17 protein-coding genes and 1 pseudogene are annotated in these 19,663 nt (G+C 41.4%); 11 read left to right on the top strand and 7 right to left on the bottom strand.

All coding sequences use genetic code 11. From position 1 onward, the window contains the following. Positions 1–26: 26 nt before the first annotated feature. Both H5185_RS09475 and H5185_RS09470 read left to right on the top strand, forming a co-directional pair. Positions 27–2,348 carry a YgiQ family radical SAM protein gene (locus H5185_RS09475; RefSeq protein ID WP_182741968.1) on the top strand — a complete coding sequence of 774 codons (2,322 nt, stop codon included), beginning with the start codon at positions 27–29 and terminating at the stop codon, positions 2,346–2,348. 206 nt (positions 2,349–2,554) lie between these two features. Beyond that, the gene (locus H5185_RS09470; protein WP_182741967.1) at positions 2,555–3,154 is read left to right on the top strand and encodes a hypothetical protein; all 600 of its coding nucleotides are present in this window, start codon (positions 2,555–2,557) and stop codon (positions 3,152–3,154) included. A gap of 277 nt (positions 3,155–3,431) precedes the next feature. Here H5185_RS09470 and H5185_RS09465 read toward each other — a convergent pair whose 3' ends face one another. The 3 genes from H5185_RS09465 to H5185_RS09455 all read right to left on the bottom strand — a co-directional run bounded on the left by H5185_RS09465 (position 3,432) and on the right by H5185_RS09455 (position 5,550). Continuing rightward, positions 3,432–4,013, bottom strand: a complete 582-nt coding sequence (locus tag H5185_RS09465) for a lipid-binding SYLF domain-containing protein (protein ID WP_182697782.1) — start codon at positions 4,011–4,013, stop codon at positions 3,432–3,434. Between the two features lie 141 nt (positions 4,014–4,154). Then, positions 4,155–5,093 (bottom strand): hypothetical protein, encoded by a 939-nt coding sequence (locus H5185_RS09460; RefSeq protein WP_182741966.1) that lies wholly within the window; start codon positions 5,091–5,093, stop codon positions 4,155–4,157. Positions 5,094–5,157: 64 nt separating this feature from the next. Further along, entirely contained in the window at positions 5,158–5,550 is a 393-nt protein-coding gene (locus tag H5185_RS09455) for a nitrous oxide-stimulated promoter family protein (RefSeq protein ID WP_182741965.1), read from the bottom strand. A 358-nt stretch (positions 5,551–5,908) separates the two neighbouring features. Here H5185_RS09455 and H5185_RS09450 point away from each other — a divergent pair, with 358 nt between their 5' ends. From H5185_RS09450 to H5185_RS09420, 7 genes are all read left to right on the top strand, one after another. Further along, the gene (locus tag H5185_RS09450) at positions 5,909–6,985 is read left to right on the top strand and encodes a hypothetical protein (RefSeq protein WP_182741964.1); all 1,077 of its coding nucleotides are present in this window, start codon (positions 5,909–5,911) and stop codon (positions 6,983–6,985) included. 179 nt (positions 6,986–7,164) lie between these two features. Then, entirely contained in the window at positions 7,165–7,425 is a 261-nt protein-coding gene (locus H5185_RS09445; protein WP_182741963.1) for a hypothetical protein, read from the top strand. Beyond that, a complete protein-coding gene (locus tag H5185_RS09440) occupies positions 7,415–8,896 on the top strand; it encodes a YdiU family protein (protein WP_182723127.1) in 1,482 nt (493 codons plus the stop codon). The genes H5185_RS09445 and H5185_RS09440 overlap by 11 nt, the downstream gene beginning before the upstream one ends. Before the next feature lie 26 nt (positions 8,897–8,922). Further along, positions 8,923–9,243 (top strand): DUF3630 family protein, encoded by a 321-nt coding sequence (locus tag H5185_RS09435; RefSeq protein WP_124017519.1) that lies wholly within the window; start codon positions 8,923–8,925, stop codon positions 9,241–9,243. Further along, positions 9,236–10,237 carry a serine/threonine protein kinase gene (locus tag H5185_RS09430; RefSeq protein WP_124017520.1) on the top strand — a complete coding sequence of 334 codons (1,002 nt, stop codon included), beginning with the start codon at positions 9,236–9,238 and terminating at the stop codon, positions 10,235–10,237. Before H5185_RS09435 ends, H5185_RS09430 begins: the two co-directional genes overlap by 8 nt. A 129-nt stretch (positions 10,238–10,366) precedes the next feature. After that, positions 10,367–10,984 (top strand): thiol:disulfide interchange protein DsbA/DsbL, encoded by a 618-nt coding sequence (locus H5185_RS09425; protein ID WP_124017521.1) that lies wholly within the window; start codon positions 10,367–10,369, stop codon positions 10,982–10,984. Positions 10,985–11,565: 581 nt separating this feature from the next. Continuing rightward, the gene (locus tag H5185_RS09420; protein ID WP_124017522.1) at positions 11,566–11,778 is read left to right on the top strand and encodes a DUF1107 domain-containing protein; all 213 of its coding nucleotides are present in this window, start codon (positions 11,566–11,568) and stop codon (positions 11,776–11,778) included. Here H5185_RS09420 and H5185_RS09415 read toward each other — a convergent pair. Next, positions 11,775–11,996, bottom strand: a complete 222-nt coding sequence (locus H5185_RS09415) for a cell division protein ZapB (RefSeq protein ID WP_124017523.1) — start codon at positions 11,994–11,996, stop codon at positions 11,775–11,777. The two genes, H5185_RS09420 and H5185_RS09415, sit on opposite strands and share 4 nt — an antisense overlap. A gap of 172 nt (positions 11,997–12,168) precedes the next feature. Between H5185_RS09415 and H5185_RS09410 the strand changes: the two genes are divergently transcribed. Together H5185_RS09410 and H5185_RS09405 are read left to right on the top strand one after the other, a co-directional pair. Then, positions 12,169–12,534, top strand: a complete 366-nt coding sequence (locus tag H5185_RS09410) for a RidA family protein (RefSeq protein WP_124017524.1) — start codon at positions 12,169–12,171, stop codon at positions 12,532–12,534. Positions 12,535–12,745: 211 nt separating this feature from the next. Beyond that, entirely contained in the window at positions 12,746–13,837 is a 1,092-nt protein-coding gene (locus H5185_RS09405; RefSeq protein ID WP_124017525.1) for a branched-chain amino acid aminotransferase, read from the top strand. A gap of 55 nt (positions 13,838–13,892) precedes the next feature. On the opposite strand, the gene H5185_RS09400 is transcribed toward H5185_RS09405, so the two are convergent. From H5185_RS09400 to H5185_RS23430, 3 genes and pseudogenes are all read right to left on the bottom strand, one after another. Further along, the gene (locus tag H5185_RS09400) at positions 13,893–18,353 is read right to left on the bottom strand and encodes an EAL domain-containing protein (RefSeq protein ID WP_182741975.1); all 4,461 of its coding nucleotides are present in this window, start codon (positions 18,351–18,353) and stop codon (positions 13,893–13,895) included. A 287-nt stretch (positions 18,354–18,640) separates the two neighbouring features. Continuing rightward, positions 18,641–19,543, bottom strand: a complete 903-nt coding sequence (locus H5185_RS09395; protein ID WP_124017526.1) for an acyltransferase — start codon at positions 19,541–19,543, stop codon at positions 18,641–18,643. A 6-nt stretch (positions 19,544–19,549) separates the two neighbouring features. Continuing rightward, positions 19,550–19,663: pseudogene (locus tag H5185_RS23430) on the bottom strand (acyltransferase); the annotation flags it as partial.

Genomic DNA, 19,663 nt, shown 5'->3' with positions numbered 1-19,663 from the left:
TTTCCCCATTTATGTAGGTCATATACATGCAAGTTGAGTCAACGTTATTTAATTATCCAAAGTTTTGGGCTGAATGCTACGGAACTGCACCTTTTTTACCTATGTCTCGCAAAGAGATGGATATTTTAGGTTGGGATAGTTGCGATATTATTGTCGTGACTGGCGACGCGTATGTTGACCATCCTAGCTTTGGTATGGCGGTGATTGGGCGAATGTTAGAAGCTCAAGGTTATCGTGTGGGTATTATTTCGCAGCCAGACTGGTCAAACAAAGAAGACTTTATGCAGCTAGGTCGCCCAAATCTGTTTTTTGGGGTAACCGCTGGTAACATGGATTCGATGATTAACCGTTACACAGCAGACCGCAAGTTACGTCATGATGATGCTTATACTGCCGGTGATATTGGTGGTAAACGCCCTGATCGTGCGGTAACCGTGTACACCCAGCGTTGTAAAGAAGCCTTTAAAGATGTACCGGTTGTGATTGGCGGCATTGAAGCCAGCTTACGCCGTATTGCTCATTACGATTATTGGTCAGATAAAGTCCGTCGCAGTGTGATTTTTGACGCCAAAGCCGACATATTGATTTACGGCAATGCTGAACGACCATTAATGGAAGTTGCACGCCGTATTGCTGCGGGTGAAGCCATTGGCGATATTGACGATGTTCGTGGTACCGCAACAATGCGCAAAGAACCTATGCCCGGTTGGCGCGGCATGGATTCACGCAAAATTGACCAACTACATAAAATTGAGCCATTACCTAGCCCATATGGTGCTGATGATGTTGGTTGCAGTAATTTATCTGGTCCAACAGACGAAAAGATTTTTGATAACGATGCGCCCAAAGCGATTAGCGTGCAACCGCCGCGTCCAAAGCCATGGGAAAAAACCTATGTGCTGCTTCCTGCCTATAACAAGGTCAGCGAAGATAAGTATTTGTATGCCCATGCCTCGCGTATTTTGCACCAAGAGCAAAATCCGGGTTGTGCCCGTGCCTTGTTTCAACCACATGATGCCAACCGTGGTGTATGGGTAAACCCACCAGCGTGGCCATTAAACACTGACGAAATGGATGCGGTATTCGATTTACCGTATCAACGCATCCCGCATCCGATGTATGGCAAAGAAAAAATCCCAGCTTACGATATGATTAAGACATCAATCAATATCATGCGTGGTTGTTTTGGTGGTTGTTCATTCTGTTCGATTACCGAGCATGAAGGGCGAATTATTCAAAGTCGCTCGCAAGAGTCGATCATCAAAGAAATTAAAGACATTCAAGAAAAAGTGCCAGGTTTTACCGGTGTTATTTCTGACTTGGGTGGCCCAACGGCAAACATGTACCGTTTAGGTTGTACCAGTGAGAAAGCAGAGAAAACCTGCCGACGTTTATCGTGTGTGTTCCCGTCTATTTGTGGCCATCTGGGCACCGACCATAAACATACCATCGACTTATACAAAGCGGCGCGTGAAGTACCTGGCATTAAAAAAGTGCTAATCGCTTCGGGTGTGCGTTACGACTTGGCTATCGAAAACCCAGAATATATTCGAGAGTTAGCGAAACATCATGTGGGGGGGTATTTAAAAATTGCCCCTGAACATACCGAAGAAGGCCCACTCAGTAAAATGATGAAGCCAGGTATGGGAACCTATGACAAGTTTAAAGAGCTGTTTGATAAGTTTTCTAAAGAGGCCGGTAAAGAGCAGTTTTTAATTCCGTACTTTATTTCGGCGCATCCTGGTACTACCGATGAAGACATGGTCAATTTGGCATTATGGTTAAAAGGCCAGAAGTTTAAATTGGATCAAGTACAAAATTTTTATCCATCGCCGATGGCCAATGCGACCACGATTTATCATACCGAACTTAACTCACTGAAAAACATTAAACATGACAGTGAACAAGTGACAGTGCCGAAAAAAGGCCGTCAGCGTAAATTGCATAAATTTTTGTTACGTTACCACGACCCTGTCGGCTGGCCGATGATCCGTGAAGCGTTAGTGGCTATGGGTAAAGAGTCGTTAATTGGTAATGGTCCAAATCATTTGGTACCACCAGAAACGCGTAACGAGCAAACTAAAGTGAAGTGGGGCCAAAAGCCGTCGCTTAAAGCGAAAGAACAAGGCGGCCAAAAGGCGATGACCCGTTTTTCTGCCGACCAGTTTGAAGACCGTAAAGGTAACACTAAAGCGGATAAAGGCAGTGCTAAGCCAGTAGGGAAGAAACCAAAGTCTCCAGCTAAGCCTTCGAGCCAAGCGGCAAATGGGCAAGCACCCAAAAGCCAGGGCGCTAAGCGTCCAGCTAAAGCGACCACTTGGGCGACTAAGTCTAAATACGCTAAGTAAGCTAACACGTTAACTTATTGTCATAAAACCCGCATTAACATTTGCGGGTTTTGTTTTTCTAGCAGCAATAGATTCAATAACAAGGTAATGTGGGCTAATACTGTCGCTAATACTGTAGCGAATAGTCATAAGTGTTTTACACTATGACTCTTTATCGATTTAATCGTTTGAAAATCTAATTATTTGATAAACAAGGAATAATCATTATGCCAACGTTAATTAGGCTGAGCGGATACCTTAGTGGGGTATTACTGTGTGGTAGCACTATGTTGGTTAATCCTGCTTATGCCGCAAACTCGGTACAGCAACAGCAATTTTTTGAAGCTATTAGCGCTCTTTGTGGGAAAGCTTTTGCCGGTAAGATCACTGCTGGTGGCAGTGAAGGAGATGGCTTTAGTGGCAAACCATTAGTTATGCATGTAAGAGAATGCACCGATCACCAGTTACGTATTCCATTTCATGTTGGTGATGATCACTCTCGCACTTGGGTGATAACTCAAACCGATACCGGATTGCGCTTAAAGCATGATCATCGCCATAAAGATGGCAGCGATGACAAAGTGACTATGTATGGTGGAGAGACCCGTGATACAGGCACAGCCAACTTGCAAACGTTTCCAGTAGACGATGAGTCTATTGCCAACTTTAAGCAACATGGCTTAACGCAATCGGTTACTAACGAGTGGCAAATGATGATTGAAGCCAATACTTTTACTTATCGGTTAACCAGGGAAAATCGCGACTTTAAAGTTGAGTTTGATTTATCTCAACCAGTTGCATTACCGCCAGCCCCTTGGGGGATATAAATAGGTTTTTGGTAGGTTTATCGGTTTTGCATGGCCTGCGGCCACTAGCGTTGTGGTGCTTCGCCCATAGCAGAGTAAGTTAGTAGGTTGTCTTATTACGCAGGCTAATTTAATCGTCATCCCGGTAATGTTCGTGAGCCGGGATCCAGGTTTGTACTTTTGTACTTTTGTATTTATGGCCACAGGCCATACCTTAAAAACCACTTATTCAAAATAATTCAGGCTGCCAATGGCAGCCTGAATGTTATGTGCTTAAGAGTGTTAAGACTCGTCGCGGTTACTTACCATCAAAAGTAAATGACTGACCGGCTAGGGCGGCTTCAAACATTAATCCACCTTTAGCGGCGGTAAATATCGCCATGCCATTGATGTAGGCTGCAGTCGCAGCATGATTACTGCCAGCTTGTCCTGCACCCGCAGAATTACCTGTGGTGCCAACTTGAGCATTAGCACCAAGGTTAATTGCTACTGCTGACGCTTGAGCGCTAAACTCAAAACTGCCGCTGGTAAAATCATTGTATGCTTTGGCATCTTTAAAGAAGATTATTTCGCTATAGGCCTGTCCGCCTAGCTGAAAACCGATTGATAGTTGGGTTAATGTAGAATCACCCATGTACGAGCCTGCCTGATACACTCGACCGTTACCATAAGCAGCACCAATACCTATACCCCCTTTGGCGACACTGGGGAAGATTGCATAACCATAAGCTGAATCAAATAAATGTCGGCTTTCATTGGCTTTTTTAAAATTGGTAGTTGCATCGTTATAAGCTGCTTCGTCAGCAAAACTAGGAGCTGAAAACGCGAAGCTTAATAACACAAGAAAACTAGAAAACACTAAGCTAATTGAACGTTTCATAAATAACCTCGGTGACTATATTGTCATGATAAAACTGGCCTTAGAGTAGCATAACCCTTACATAGCGTGCGTTAATTAACATTTATATTCTGCTACTCGCAATACGCTCTTAAGCATAATGTTAACGTGAGACATGCGCTGTTAGTCTTTTTTATCACTGCTATTTTTAGTCGTGTATTGACTGGTATCGCGTCCATCTTTATTGGTCATTAACTGCTGTAAATAGGTGATTTCTTCATCGTCTAGTAGCGAATGAGCTTTAAGTTGCGACTGTGACGTATCATCTTTGCTGCTGGCGTTGAGTGCACCGCGCAAATAGGCTGATCGTGTGACTTGATGGATACCATACAAGGCAAACACATAGACTGTGAATAGAAGGCTTAATTGAGTTACTGCTTGAATTAACAAGGATACTGAATCACCTAAGTAAAATGGTAAGTATACCAATACAATTCGCAGCACCCAATTAATCAAAATACCTATGGTTAATACGCTTAACCAGCGAAAACGAATAACTTGTAAGTTAGGTTGCCTACTGGCTAAATATTGTGGTCGATAGCGTGATAACAAGCGATAAATCGCCCAAGAATAACCCATGGTTTGCAGCATTAATAATAGGGGTAAAATGACTGCTAGTAGGTTAATCGTGTTTAACTCAGCGAGTGATGTAATAGTGTTTTGTAAGTTTTTAGGGGCGATACGAATATGAAACAAGATGGCTGAACTGGTGACTAAGGCAGCAAGAATAGCCCCGCCAAAATGTTTAATGATCAGTGGTTGGTAGTCTTGTTCGGTTAAGCTGCTTTTACAATATAAATACAGCATGGGCATGAGTAAAAAATAGATTGGAATGAATAACGTTAGGGCCAAATGGATTGGTATTGGAGCTGTTTCTTGTGTTAGCAACCCGGTTAAAAAATAACAACCGATGAGTAAAAATATTCCGGCGAGTAGGCTATGGCTGCGAGTGCTGCTTTGATAAATATAATGAACATACACGCCCACTCCAAGGCAATGAATGCCTCCGAGTAAGGAAAGCCACCAGTATGTTTGAATAAATAAATCGTTAAATTGGTTCATTTTCACTCTCTTGGACGACAGTGAATACTAACCTACTTTCTGCAAAGCAAGTAGTTTACGATTGTTAACCTTGCTTAACTTTTCGAAAATGTCTGTTTGAGGCTTTTTCTGGTGGTAAACCTGGTGCAGGTTTACGCTCAGCAAGTAAATGCTTAATCGCCATAATGGGATGTGGTAATAACATTCTTGGCCCAGCAAACATCATAATTTCGCGGGCTCTTTGTTTCATTTGGGGCTTGTAGCAGTGTACTGGGCATTTATTACACGTTGGTTTTTGTTGGCCGTAGGGGCAACGATCTAAACGAGTGTTGGCATAGCTTAGAAACTCACTACATTGTAGGCACACATCTTTGGCTGGTTTGAGTGGGTGGTGCACTTTACAGTAGATTTCCACCATAGCTTGCATAGTGCGAAACTCATAGAGTAATTGGTCACTCAATAATTCTGCTTCAGCCATAAGGTTATCCTTGATTTAATACCTTAGTAAAATAGTCTGATATTTGCAGTGTAAGCTCGATGATAACAGCTAACAAACTGAGTGTAGTTAACTTTGATATTCGGCCCAAAATTAACTTTATATGAGGCTAAGATCGCAAAAAAGATTGGACCAGTGCTCAAATGATCGGCTATGTATGCCTTTTTACAGATTAAAATAGATAAATTGTCGCTTTTATAGTGTACATTGAAATAATAATGGTAGATGCTTAAAAAAACAGCGCGCTATCATTAACCCTTTACATTACCTCACAATAAATGTCGTTGTGAGTGAGAAAAAATAGTGTGTTATGGCACTTAATCAGCAAGGTGGAAGCCTAATGAAGATCATTTTAATGCTCGTATTGGTTGCAATTGCTCTGTACCTATACAGACGCACTCAAGCAGTGGCAAAACAAGAACTTGATAAAACCGATAGCAATGCCACTGAGCATTCGTCATCATCTGAAGTTGCTCAACCGTCATCGCCAGCCGCTACCGATACGGCGGATGCAGAGCATAAGGAATTAGATAAACCGGCAGCTGATGTCGTTTTAGGCGATTCTGTAATTAATGCCCCTCAGAGCACATCGGCTACATTGGTCGATGAACCAAGTACAACCGCTAATACTTCGCCTGTCGATACTCAACAAGCAGAACTCACGACTGAGCCAGATGCTGAGCTAAATGATTCTGAAACTACAGATACCTTGAGTCATGCTAAGAGTCCATCAGTTAACGCTTCTCCTGTCGATACTCAACAAGCAGAACTCACGACCAAGCCAGATGCTGAACTAAATGATTCTGAAACTACAGATACCTTGAGTCATGCTAATAGTCCATCAGTTAACGCTTCTCCTGTCGATACTCCAAACGTAAAACTCACGACCAAGCCAGATGCTGAGCCAAATGATTCTGAAACTACAGATACCTTGACTCATGATGAAACTGGATCAGCGGATACATCTGCGACTGCAGTGTCGACTCTCCAAGCTGGAGGATTGAGTTTGGAGCCCGCTAAAGGCGATTGGGCTAGTGAGAGTTTGCAACAACAGGTTGAAGTAGCCAACAATGCCACAGATCTTCAAGGCCAGCATGATGGTTTAGTCAGTGTGATTAACCATTGTTATAAAATGCGTAAGCAAGCTGATTATTGCCAATATGGCGCAGCATTGCAGCTAACCTATTTAGAGCTCTATCGCTCACTGCATCAGCAACATGTGGCTCAAAAAAATACTGACGATATCAAAGCGCCAGCGTTTATGCAGTTATCAACCTTGTTAAATGATGTTGGTCAATTTGATGAAGCGCTTAAGGTGTGCCAGCAAGCACTTGAATACCAGTTAACTGATGGAACTGTCACTGGGTTTGAAGGGCGAATAAAACGCATCGAAAAAGCTAAAGCTAAAGCGAGCTAATAGGCTAATCAACACTGTTGCATGGATATCAGGTATGATATTCAAAAGGAAAGCGGACCTTGGTTCGCTTTTTTGTTGCTTCAGATCCAATGATTTTAAGGTTTAAAATGATATTAATGACCCGTACATTGACTACAATATTGCTGATAACTGCCACGCTTGTCTTACTTGGCGGGTGTATGCGTACTCCAGAATGGACCTTATTTTATGTGGCTGACCACACGCCTGTGCCGACGCAAATTGTCCTGCAAGAGCATATTTCTGGTTATTACGATTCATTAGAACAATGCCAAGCTAAAGGTGCAGGAATGTTACGCTTACAGGCATCATCATTGCCAGCAGAGAAAGCTTTTGCTTGTGGTGAACAGTGTCAGGTAAATGAACAACAGCAATTACAATGTAAAAGTCAGGTTGTTGGTGCTGCATATGATGCACTTTAAGCAAGATTTTTTTGAACAATTAGACGGCTTTTATTCACAAGTTTATCCGCTACCCATCAGCAATCCTCATTGGCTTGGTTGGAGTGATGACGCCGCGAAACTGATTGGATTACAAAAACCTAATAATGAATTGTTGATGCAGTTATCGGCTAACTATGCCGCGCCTGGCGCCAGTTATTATGCGCAAGTGTATAGTGGTCATCAATTTGGCGGTTACACTCCCAGATTAGGCGATGGTCGCTCAATTATATTAGGTGAAGCTATTGGCCCTAATGGTGCTTGGGATGTCGCGTTAAAAGGTGGCGGCCCAACACCTTACTCTCGCCAAGGTGATGGCCGGGCAGTAATGCGCTCTGCGGTGCGCGAGTTTTTAGTATCAGAAGCGCTTGCGGCGCTTAATGTGCCCACAAGCCGCGCATTAGCCGTTATCGGTTCCGACTTACCTGTATGGCGTGAAAGCCAAGAAACAGCAGCTATTACGGTACGCCTGGCTAAAAGTCATATTCGTTTTGGTCATTTTGAATATTTTTTTCACAGCGAAAGCGGTGATGCTGGTAAGTTGACTCAATTAGTGAATTTTACGATTCAGCAGCACTTTACCCACTTATCCGCCGATGCTGCGGGTTATAAGCAGTGGTTTTATGAGGTGGTGCAATCTACTGCAAAAATGATTGCCCATTGGCAGTCCATTGGTTTTGCTCACGGGGTAATGAATACCGACAATATGTCGATACTCGGTGACACCTTTGACTTTGGCCCCTTTGCATTTTTAGATACTTTTAAAGAAAACTTTATCTGTAACCACTCTGATCACGAGGGCCGTTATGCATTTGGCCAGCAGCCCGGAGTAGGTCTATGGAACCTTAAACGTTTAGCCCAAGCACTCTCGCCCATTATTGATGCTGATGATTTAATTGCGGCATTAAATACTTATCAAACTGAATTAGTTAACCAGTATTTAAGCCTAATGCGCGCCAAATTAGGGCTGCCTCAAGCGAGCATTAACTCAAATACATGCACTCAGGCGGCTCAAGCTGAGCTGGATCAGCAAGATTTACAGCTCGTGGGGCAGTTAACTGTTTTACTGGAAGCGAATCAACTTGATTACACCAATAGTTTACGTCGTGTGGGTCAAATTGACCCGAGTAGCTCTTATTGTACTTTACGTGATGATATGGTCGATCTTGCAGGCTTTGATACTTGGTATCAAGCTTATCAAAAGCGAGTGGGTGAAGTGGCAGATGTCAATGCGTGGCAAGGTGATCGCAATAGTGTTAACCCGAAATACATCTTACGTAATTACCTCGCGCAAGAGGCCATTATTGATATAGAAGAAAGTGGCGATAACAGTAAATTATTGCAACTCCAACAATTGTTAAGTCGTCCTTTTGACGAACAGCCCGAGATGGAAGATTTTGCTAAACGCCCACCAGAATGGGGGCAAGGCCTAATTATGTCTTGCAGCAGTTAATTGAATTATTTTAGTCGAGTTAATTTATGAAATTATTGTCAGCCCAATTAGATCCCGCAGCATTAAGTCTTATTATTAAAGCTGAGGTGGATTTTGAGCAGTTTGAACGATTTGCAGAACCGCTAGCTGCGGCACTTGATTGCGAAATCCGTGAGCGCCAATGGGGCGCAGATCGCCACCAGTGGTTGCTGAACTTTGAAGGCAGTCCTCTATGGTTACATTATGAGTTTTATGGTGATATTTGTTGGATATCTACCGATAGCGCTGCAGAATTAGACGTACTAGCGTTTTTGTTAACGCTACTTGCTCCACATATTCAAACGACTAAAGAAGGCATACATGGATAACCGTACGGGCGCAGAATTTCATTTTCAGGCACTGAGACCCGATCTCATTCTTGATGCCATTGAAAGCATTGGTATCTTCCCTGAGACGGGATTATTAGCGCTAAACAGTTACGAAAATAGAGTGTATCAGTTCCGTTGTGACCAAGGGAGGCGCTATGTGGTCAAGTTCTATCGACCACATCGTTGGAGTAATGAGCAAATTCAAGAAGAACATGATTACGCCTTGGCTTTAGCGGCCGAAGATATTCCTATTGCTGTTCCTGTGGTTATCGAGGGTAAAACCTTATTTGAGTATCAAGGTTATCGTTTTGGACTGTTCCCCTCTATTGGTGGTCGGGCATTTGAAGTTGATAATTTAGATCAACTCGAATCGGTGGGCCGTTTTATTGGGCGAATTCATCAGTATGGTGCAACACAACCTTTTAAGTACCGTGAATCGCTAACGCCGGAGATTTTGGGAGATGAGTCTTATCGCTATTTACGTGAAAGTGATATGGTTTCAAGCGCGATGCAAACGGCTTTTTTTACCGTAGTTGAGCAGGTCTTAGATAAAGCCAAGCAGATATGGCAGCAACATCGTTTTACGCCTATACGCCTGCACGGAGACTTGCACCCTAGTAATATTTTATGGACCCCAGACGGCCCCGGATTTGTTGACTTAGACGATGCCAGGCAAGGCCCAGCAATACAAGATTTGTGGATGATGTTAACTGGTGATCGCCATCAACAGTTGTTGCAACTTGATATTTTATTAGAAGGCTATCAAGAGTTTTGTGATTTTGATGCTAAACAGCTGGCTCTGATTGAGCCGTTAAGGGCTTTCAGGATGGTGCATTATAATGCGTGGTTAGCCAAACGCTGGCAAGACCCAGCATTTCCAATGAATTTTCCATGGTTTGGTGATATAAAGTACTGGGAACAACAAACGCTAGCGTTTAAAGAGCAGTTATCTACGCTCAATGAACCTCCGCTGAGTTTACCCAGTTTTAATTAACAATATTTCATAATCACTACCTAATCGTATTTAGTTACAAATACAATTAGCTAGCAATTGAGTTACAGGCTAACGCTAGACTATGATAGAGCCAGCGTATTTATATTTTGCCTATTAGAAGGAAGTAAAATGAAAAAAGCATTACTGATGGCTGCTGCACTCTTGCTAGCGCCGATGGCTGCGATGGCTGCCGATTATAAAGAAGGTGTTCATTACACTGTGATTAGTGATGGCCCTGAAACTGCCAAGCCAGAAATTACTGAGTTTTTCTCCTTTTACTGCCCACATTGTTTTAATTTTTCTAAAACTGTGGTGCCTAAAATAGAAGCGACTTTACCTGAAGGCGTAAGCTTTAATCAGGAACATGTTGAGTTTATTGGTCGTGAAATGGGTGTTGAAATGTCTCGCGCATTTGCAGTTGCGCAGCAGCTTAATGTTGAGAAAAAAATGGAAGCAGCTTTGTTTAGCGCTATCCATGAAAAACGTCAGCAGTTCACCCGTCCTGATGATATCAGAGCGATATTTATTGCTAATGGCATAGATGGTAAAGCTTATGATGCCGCAGCAAAATCATTTATGGTGAATGCCAAGATGTCTAAAATGAAGCGTGATACTGAAAATGCGAAAATTTCAGGTGTGCCTTCATTGGTTGTTAATGGTAAATATCGTGTTGAAACAAGCTCAATTAAATCTTATGACGAGTTAATTGATATTGCATATTACTTAACGTCTATGAATAAAAAGTAGTGTTAACTGCTGGTATTTTAAAAGGAGCTTAGGCTCCTTTTTTGTTGCCTGAATATTTGTGATTTAAATGCTGGCAAGGGCCAGTCGTCACTTATTCGCCTGTAAAAGAGCTGCTTGGTAGCATTATTTATAGGGAGTGTATTGTGGTGGGTAGCGAGTATTACGTTGTGGCAAAAACGTTAATCAAAAGGCCGTAAGCAAAAAGTGTCAGGCAAAAAAAAACCGTATGTCTATAAAAGACGATACGGAGATGAGTTAAATAACTCTTTTTTACCCTGAGTAACATTAAAGATCCTAACATGGCGTCAAAATATTGGCAAGCGGCATTAAAGTGTCGTTTTTTATTTTTGGATTGATCAACCCAATAAAAAATAGCGTATTGATGAAACTCTTCCGCAGGCGCGTGGTCTAATCTTTTGACATTAACCTTGTAGTGGCTCAACTAGAAAACTAAACAAAAAGTGAATAGTCGTGTTAAGTGGTTTTATCGACGCTTTAGACTTCTATCTGTCGAGTTATACATAACTTATTGTCGTTATTTCATCGCAATTTACATATGTTATCTTGTTGGAGGAAATCGTATGAGAAGGTTCCCTGTGTATGCACCTAAATTGATTGTTAAGCATGCGAGGATTTTTTTGAGTGGTGTTATCTGGGTAAAAGACTTAGGGTTACTTGAGTTTGATAAGGGCCGCTTTTTACAGACGAAAAAAAGCCTGCCAAAAGTTAAGCAGGCTATCAGCGAACTAAATGCCTTGATTGAAACACAATCAAAGCAGTATCAATCCATTTAGATTTCGTTATTCAATAAACCAACAAGGCCGTTGACCTTATCACTCCAAGAGTTTAGGTCCTGCTGCAATTGTTGGTTTTTTTGTGTCAATTCTTGCTGCTGTAATACTAATGCTTCATTCTTTTGCTTCTCTTCATCAAGCTCCATTTTTAGTAGCTCAATATTTTCGAGAGTTGCCTGGATTTTGTTTTCCAGTTGGGACAATAATTCAAGGCTCATGGGGAGTCCTATACGTTTCTGGATGGAATCCCGATTCTAGCAGTGACAAGGCCTATAGGAATAGCCTTTAAAACTAAGTGGCTAAAATATATTCAATAAATCGTACTATATTGTACTTTATCTGAGATCGCGCTATTTTCATCTGCCCTCTATGGTAATAAAAGACTTAGTTATGATAATTACTCGACACGATGTCAGTGAGCGAATGAGCAGTATTGTGATCCATAATGATACTGTTTACCTGTGTGGCCAAGTTGCAAATGATAAGTACGCAGACATTAATACTCAAACGGCGAGCATGCTTGAACAGGTTGATCGTTTACTGGCACAAGCTGGTAGCCGACGCGATCATATTTTATCCGCGACTATTTACCTCAAAGACATGACAGATTACGATGCTATGAACCTAGTATGGGATAGTTGGTTGCCAGTGGGCCATGCTCCTGCAAGAGCATGTGTGCAAGCTGCGATTGCGGAGCCGGAATACTTAGTTGAAATATCAGTGATTGCCGCTGTGGTAAACGAGTTATTGCCTTAAGTCAGTGATTAGCCTTAATGGATTCACTTTGATTAATTAGCGCGCGATGAAAATCAGACATGCACTGACAGTTTGTCTGTTGCAATTTGAATAAATATATTGATGCTTGTTACGTTCAATTGACGTATTTTGATTTAGGATATATGGCTGCGACTTGACATTAATCTCTAGCCTCCATAGTCTGCAAGCTCAGTTTTTAAGGTGGTATGCAATGGACATAAAATATAATTTAAAATCAGCGTCAGAGCGCCGCACAGAACCCTTTAAACCAGAAGGTGATGTTGGTTTTGGTCGACTTCGTACTGATCACATGTTTTTAATGGATTACCGTGATGGTCAATGGTGCGATCCGCGCATAGTGCCTTATGGTCCTTTTGAAATGGCGCCAGGTGCAATGACATTGCATTATGGCCAATCGATTTTTGAAGGTGCAAAAGCATTTATGCATGAAGACGGTGAGATTTATACGTTCCGTTTAAATAAAAATGCTGAGCGTATGAATCGTTCTGCCGATATTGTGTGTATTCCAAATATCGATGAAGCGATGCAAGTAAAGGCGATTAATGCCCTTATTGATGTTGATCGTTTGTGGTTCCCGCAGCAAGATGGTGCCTGTTTATACATTCGACCTTTCATTTTTGCCACTGAAGATCGCTTGTCTGTTAGCCCAAGCCAGCAATACACTTTTTGCGTCATGTTAAGCCCATCTGGTGCTTATTATGCTTCTGGGGTTAATAATGGTATTCGCTTATTAATCACGACTAAGTTTCACCGTGCTGTTTCTGGTGGTACGGGAGCGTCAAAGGCTTCGGGTAACTATGCCGCTTCTTTACGTGCAGGCAAAGCGGCAGCTGAATATGGTGCTGCGCAAGTGCTGTATCTAGATTCAACCAACACTCAAATTGAAGAAGTTGGCGCAATGAATCATTTTCATATTTTAAAAGACGGTACGGTGATTATTCCGACATTTACCGATACGATTTTAAAGTCAATCACCTCGCAATCGATTCTTGAGTTGGGCGATTTACTTGGATGTGAAGTGAGGCAAGAAACTGTAATGTTAGATAAGTTTGTTGCTGATATTGAGTCTGGCGAAATTATTGAAGCGGGCGGTTTTGGTACCGCAGCAGTAGTATCACCTGTTAGTTCATATATTTTTGAGGATGGACGCATTATCACAGTCGGTGATGGTAATGTTGGGCCTAATATCAAACGTATCTATAAAGTATTTACTGAGTTACAAAAAGGCCATATTCCTGCACCAGCAGGTTGGGTAAAGCGTATTGAGCGCGTTGCTCCATAGTTTAGCTTATTATGTTCATAATAATAAAAGCTCCCTTGGGAGCTTTTATTTTATCTTAAAAATGACGAGTGTCAGTTTTGTCGTATGTTAATAAAGTCATGCAGTCATCGGCACTTAAGGGTTTACTGAGTAAGAAGCCTTGAACTTGATCACAACCGCCTTCACGTAAGAAATTTAATTGTGCTTGGGTTTCTACGCCTTCAGCAACAACGTTAAGATCTAAACTGTGGGCTAAAGTAATAATCGCGCTAGTGATGGCGGCATCATCAGGGTCTTCAGTGATATCACGCACAAATTCTTTATCAATTTTCAAGGTATCAATAGGGAAGCGCTTTAAATAGCTTAAGCTAGAGTAACCAGTACCAAAATCATCAACAGCAATAGTTAACCCTAGTGCCTTTAATTGCGCCAATATCGCGACAGAATCTTGAGGATTGCCCATGATCATTGATTCTGTTAATTCGAGCTCTAGGGCGCTTGCTGGTAATCCAGAGACGGCTAATGCGACCTCTATGATAGAAATTATATCGGCTTTTAACTGTCTAGCCGAAAGGTTTACCGCGACAGAGATATGCTCAAAACCAAGCGCATGCCATTGTGCCAATTGACTACAGGCTTGGTTAATCGCCCAGTGACCAATCTGGTTAATGATGCCCGTTTCTTCTGCCAGCGGGATAAACTCAACCGGCGAGATAAGCCCTAGCTCTGGACTCTCCCAACGCATTAAAGCTTCAACACCGATAATCTTTTCAGTTTTAACATCATATTTAGGTTGATAAACCAAATATAATTCGTTGTCTTGAATCGCCTTTTTTAGCCCTGCTTCTAATTGAACATAGCGGGTTGCATATTGGTTTAACTGTTCAGTATAGAATTGGAAATTGTTTCGCCCCAATGATTTAGCATGATACATGGCTGTATCGGCGTACTTAATCAACGATGTGGTATCTTTAGCATCTTCAGGATACAAACTGATACCAATTGACGGTGAGATCGTCAGTACTTTATCGTCTAGTAGGAATGGGGTTTGAAATGCATGTAACACTTTTTCCGCAATAATAGTGGCCGCTTTAGTTTTAGCCACGCCTTCTAAAATAATGGTAAATTCATCTCCGCCCAAACGAGCAACCGTGTCGCCATCTCGTACAGCATTTTGTAGACGATGGGCGACGGCTTTAAGCAGCAAGTCACCAATATGGTGGCCCATTGAGTCGTTAATATGTTTAAATCGATCGAGATCTAAAAATAATAATGCCACGATACTATTGGCGCGATGGGCTTTGGTTACTGCTTGATTTAGCCGGTCTTGAAACAGAGTGCGGTTAGGCAGTCCGGTCAGTGGATCAAAGTTAGCCAATACTCGTAAATCTTCTTCAGCTTTTTTACGTGCGGTAATATCAGTAAATACTGCAACAAAGTGACTGGTTTCACCTTTATTATCGATGACTTGGTTGATCTCTAACCATGCAAGAATACCGCGTCGATCGCGGGTTCGAATATGAATTTCACCAGCCCAATGCTTGTGTCTTAGTAGTTGGGTTTCAACAGCATTATAAAATTCTCGAGACTGCTTACCCATTGTCAAAAATAAGAAGTGCTTGCCAACAACATCACGGTGTTTAAAGCCAGTTATACGGCTAAACGCAGGGTTGATTGAGCGGATTTGGTAATCCAACTCGCCGACGACAACGGCTTCGTTCATACTGAATAATACTTGTGATGACAGTTTAAGTTCATTTTCGGTAATTTTACGACTCGTAATATCTTTATGTGTTCCCGCCATCCGTATGGGAATATTATTGTGATCACGTTCAACGATTTGGCCCCGGTCTAGTACCCAAGCCCATTCTCCGGGTTTGGTTTCAACACGGTACTCAGCTTCAAAAAACTCACTGTCGCCATTGAGATGTTCGTTAAGCAGTTGTTGAACCCGAGGCTTATCTTCTGGATCAATATTTTTAATCAATAGTTGATCTGTTAATGATAAATTCATCGGCTCAATCATATTAGTGCGATAAACTTTATCGTCCTTAATATTCCAATCCCACATACCGTCGCCAGAAGCCCAAAGCGCTAATTTGAGACGCTCTTCAGATGCGCGGATACTGCTGTCAAACTCGCGTTGTTTAGCTCGTTTTTTCTTTCTAGTCGAAAAAATCCAAATAATAATAAATAACCCGAATGTGGCATAAAGTGCATAGGCCATCTTGGTCATGTAAATAGGCGGGATGACGGATACATTTACATTTAGTGTATATTGACTGTATCTATTGGTTCCCAGAGCATGGCGAACCATTAAGGTGTACTCACCCGGCGGCAAGTTCGTATAAGTGATGTCATTGCCGTTAGATAACTCATGCCAATCACTATCATAGCCGTCTAAAAAGTAACTAAAACGGTTTAATCCAGGGTAATTAAAATTGAGTGAGCCGATTTCAAAACTGATCAGTTGTTGTTCATAAGGCATGACAATGTGAGGTGCATGGCTTAAGTCGAGAATAGGATGCTGGTTTTCACCTACGGTGTATTTCGTTAGCGCCAGTTTATTCTCCGCTCTCTGAGTGGGAATCGTGCTGGGGTTAAACTGATTAAGCCCTCTAATACCGCCAAACCATAAGGCGCCATTCGCCTCTTTAAATTTGGCAGTACCATTAAACTCGTTAGCTTGTAGACCTTCGAATTTATTATAGGAAATAAAGCTCTGAGTACTTGGAGTAAATCGTGAAATTCCTGAGTTAGTGCTGAGCCACAAATCGTGAGCGTCATCTTCTAAAATGGCATAAACCGTATTGCTACTGTTATCCGCGTTAACGTCCATCCGTTCAAATTTAAATGTACCGTATTCAATCGTTAGCTTGTCTATACCACCATGGGTTGCTACCCAAAAATCGCCGTTATCGGCCAGTAAAAAGTCTCTAACACGGTTATCACTAATGCTGTAAGGATTTTCTGGGTCGTGATTTAACAACACTAATTGTTGCGCTTCAGCAGAGAGCCTAACGACGCCGCCCATGGTGCCTAGCCATAAATAACCTTGGCTAAAATAGAGCTTAATAATCTGGTATTTATAGGGTGAAAAGTCATCTTGAAAGCCAAAGTTATAAGCCATCATAGTGTGACTATATTCAGAGATGAAATATAACCCCTGTGAACTTGCTATCCATAAACGGCCTTTGTCATCAATGGTTAAACTGCGAAATTTGGTATCGGTACTAAATTGCTCATTGTTAGGTTTTACTTGTTTGAGGGTGTTGTTGTTATCGAGAGTAAACAGTCCTATATTGGTGGCAAACCACAGTAAACCTTGGTTATCTTGCACTATGTCGTGTACTACAAACGATAACTCTTCTGCTGGTATTGCTAATGTTTTAGCAAATAATTCATTAATATAGTGATATTGATGGTCATTAGGAGCTAAATATTTAAGCCCTGCACCATCAGTACCAACCCACAGGCGTTGCTGCTTATCGCGAAAAATAGCCCGGATCATGTTTGCCATTCCTGGGGTATCAGTTTGGTAATCGTAGAGATGGCTAAAATATTGATTGGTAAGAGAGAGTTTATCAATTCCTGAATAACCTGTGCCAATCCATAAGGTGCCATTTGGATCAAGCATTAGGTTTTGCAGATTATTAGCACTGATGGTATTGAGGGTTTGCGGATTATACTTGTAATGCCTGCTATGCCATTGTTCATCAAAAAAATCCAGCTGAAAAAGGCCATTGTTATTGCCGATAGCAAAAATCTGATTGGCATTAATCACCACAAAGTCTGCAATATTACGGTTGTATCCGTAACTATTTTCATTTGTCCAAATGAGTTCTTTTTCATGGGTATCAAGATTGTAGCGCCAAATTTGATTATTAATCGCTAACCAAACTGAATAGATTGAGCTCGATTTAATTTGATTTACTGTCATATTGACCGGAATATCAAGTCGAATGATAGTGTTACTGTCGATGGCAAATATGCCATGCGCTTGAGTACCGACAACAATGTACTTATTGTCGATGTTAGCGATACTGGTAATTTCAGGAGCAATGTTATTGCCTAGGCTAACGGAGGTTATTTTTTCTGTTTTTAGCGAGAGAATGTAAAGACCTGAACGTGTGCCGATCCAAAGGGTATCACCGATAACATCAAGTTTGGTCACCTGAAGATCTAGCAAGCCTTGAGCTTTTTTAAACTGAGTAAATTTGCCTGTGGTTAAATTTAACCTATTGAGACCATTATTGAGAGTACCGACCCATAAATCGCCGTCAGGTGACTGCAAAATATCAGTGATAAAATTGCCTGAAATAGAGTTAGTGCTTTTTTGTTGTTTCAAATACAAGCTAAAGTCTACACCATTATAACTGTGCAGACCGTCTTGAGTACCTATCCATAGCATTCCCGCACTGTCCATGAAAAGGCGAGTAATAGAGTTTTGATTTAGGCCATCCTTGGTATCAAAGTGCTCAAATTTTACTTCAGTTAGGCTGTCATAAGGAGCATTTTTTTGCGCTGCAACAGACACTGAGAAACTCAATGTAATGACCAAAACTAGCCAGTGTGTTGCAAGCGTTAAGGCACGAAAATTCAAATTTCACCTATAAACATTTCATTGGAAGGCTGCGAAAAATTTTAATTATGTTAACAATGATATGCTAATTTAAGCTTTGCAGATTCAGTTGTTAACTAATTTTATCAATTGAGTTATCTGAAAACTATTTTATTTCTAAAACTGACAGTTTTACATGCTCAACGCAACAGAAAATCGTCATTTGTCGACTTTCTGACAATTAAACCTATCCAATATCCTTATTACTGTTGGTAAACTTTTATTATGTCATCAATTTGCTGGTCTTTATCTAACCAGAGCTGATTTAACCAGCGCTGAAATTCGACACGGTTTTCAGGGCTTGAAAAGTAAATTTCTGAATCCACTTTAGGCACGGGTAGCGTTTCAACACGCATAACCACTTTTTTAGTGCGCCCATGCATGACATTGGCTAATACTTTTTCTGACGTTTCTGGATACACTAAAGTGATATTGAGCAGTCCGGTAAATTGTTCGCCCATTGCTGAAAGTGTAAAAGCGATACCGCTCGCTTTAGGGCGTAACAAATGGCGATAAGGTGAGTTTTGACGCAGGCGTTTTTCTTCGGTAAACCGACTCCCTTCGACATAATTAATAATTGATGTCGGCATGTGCTTAAATCGTTCACAAGCTTTGCGGGTTGTTTGCAGATCTTTGCCTTTTAATTTAGGATTTTTTTTCAGTTTGGCAGCACTGGTGCGATCCATAAATGGCATATCGAGTGCCCAGCAACCTAGACCCATAATGGGCACATAGATGAGTTCTTTTTTTAAAAAGAATTTCAACATTGGAATGTGGTTACGCAATAAGTATGTTTGGGCTGCTATATCGAAACCACTCACATGATTACTGATCAATAAATACCAGCCATTAGGGTCAAGTTTATCTAAACCTTCGACGTCCCATTCTATATTTGAGATTAAATATAAAATACCACCATTGCATGTTGCCCACGCCCACATGAATCGGTTCATTATTCGCGTTAACAGACGACGAACGGGCAAGAAAGGCAGTAATAATTTTACCACCCCACCAATGGTCAATAAGGTGCTCCATATTGCGGTATTGATGATCAATAGTGACAGACTAATAATAAACAGTATCGGACCTGGTAGAAAAGACAGCATTCCTTGTTATACCTCTTGCTTTGCTTGCGAAGAAAATTCCTGTAACTGTAAATCTTTTTTAAGCCAAAGCTGATTGAGCTGCTCTTGAAATTCAATTTTAAACTCACGATCTTTTAGGTA

It is taken from the genome of Shewanella sp. SG44-6, from assembly GCF_014164185.1.
GTDB lineage: Bacteria > Pseudomonadota > Gammaproteobacteria > Enterobacterales > Shewanellaceae > Shewanella > Shewanella vesiculosa.
The sequence above is the reverse complement of the archived record's forward strand: the minus strand, read 5'-3'. Positions and strand labels throughout refer to the sequence as shown.

What these genes read in the sequence shown, in the direction of transcription:
- H5185_RS09475 (WP_182741968.1), top strand. Translation starts at nt 27, where the DNA reads ATGCAAGTTGAGTCAACGTTATTTAATTATCCAAAGTTTTGGGCTGAA.
- H5185_RS09470 (WP_182741967.1), top strand. Translation starts at nt 2,555, where the DNA reads ATGCCAACGTTAATTAGGCTGAGCGGATACCTTAGTGGGGTATTACTG.
- H5185_RS09465 (WP_182697782.1), bottom strand. Translation starts at nt 4,013, where the DNA reads ATGAAACGTTCAATTAGCTTAGTGTTTTCTAGTTTTCTTGTGTTATTA.
- H5185_RS09460 (WP_182741966.1), bottom strand. Translation starts at nt 5,093, where the DNA reads ATGAACCAATTTAACGATTTATTTATTCAAACATACTGGTGGCTTTCC.
- H5185_RS09455 (WP_182741965.1), bottom strand. Translation starts at nt 5,550, where the DNA reads ATGGCTGAAGCAGAATTATTGAGTGACCAATTACTCTATGAGTTTCGC.
- H5185_RS09450 (WP_182741964.1), top strand. Translation starts at nt 5,909, where the DNA reads ATGAAGATCATTTTAATGCTCGTATTGGTTGCAATTGCTCTGTACCTA.
- H5185_RS09445 (WP_182741963.1), top strand. Translation starts at nt 7,165, where the DNA reads ATGCGTACTCCAGAATGGACCTTATTTTATGTGGCTGACCACACGCCT.
- H5185_RS09440 (WP_182723127.1), top strand. Translation starts at nt 7,415, where the DNA reads ATGCACTTTAAGCAAGATTTTTTTGAACAATTAGACGGCTTTTATTCA.
- H5185_RS09435 (WP_124017519.1), top strand. Translation starts at nt 8,923, where the DNA reads ATGAAATTATTGTCAGCCCAATTAGATCCCGCAGCATTAAGTCTTATT.
- H5185_RS09430 (WP_124017520.1), top strand. Translation starts at nt 9,236, where the DNA reads ATGGATAACCGTACGGGCGCAGAATTTCATTTTCAGGCACTGAGACCC.
- H5185_RS09425 (WP_124017521.1), top strand. Translation starts at nt 10,367, where the DNA reads ATGAAAAAAGCATTACTGATGGCTGCTGCACTCTTGCTAGCGCCGATG.
- H5185_RS09420 (WP_124017522.1), top strand. Translation starts at nt 11,566, where the DNA reads ATGAGAAGGTTCCCTGTGTATGCACCTAAATTGATTGTTAAGCATGCG.
- H5185_RS09415 (WP_124017523.1), bottom strand. Translation starts at nt 11,996, where the DNA reads ATGAGCCTTGAATTATTGTCCCAACTGGAAAACAAAATCCAGGCAACT.
- H5185_RS09410 (WP_124017524.1), top strand. Translation starts at nt 12,169, where the DNA reads ATGATAATTACTCGACACGATGTCAGTGAGCGAATGAGCAGTATTGTG.
- H5185_RS09405 (WP_124017525.1), top strand. Translation starts at nt 12,746, where the DNA reads ATGGACATAAAATATAATTTAAAATCAGCGTCAGAGCGCCGCACAGAA.
- H5185_RS09395 (WP_124017526.1), bottom strand. Translation starts at nt 19,543, where the DNA reads ATGCTGTCTTTTCTACCAGGTCCGATACTGTTTATTATTAGTCTGTCA.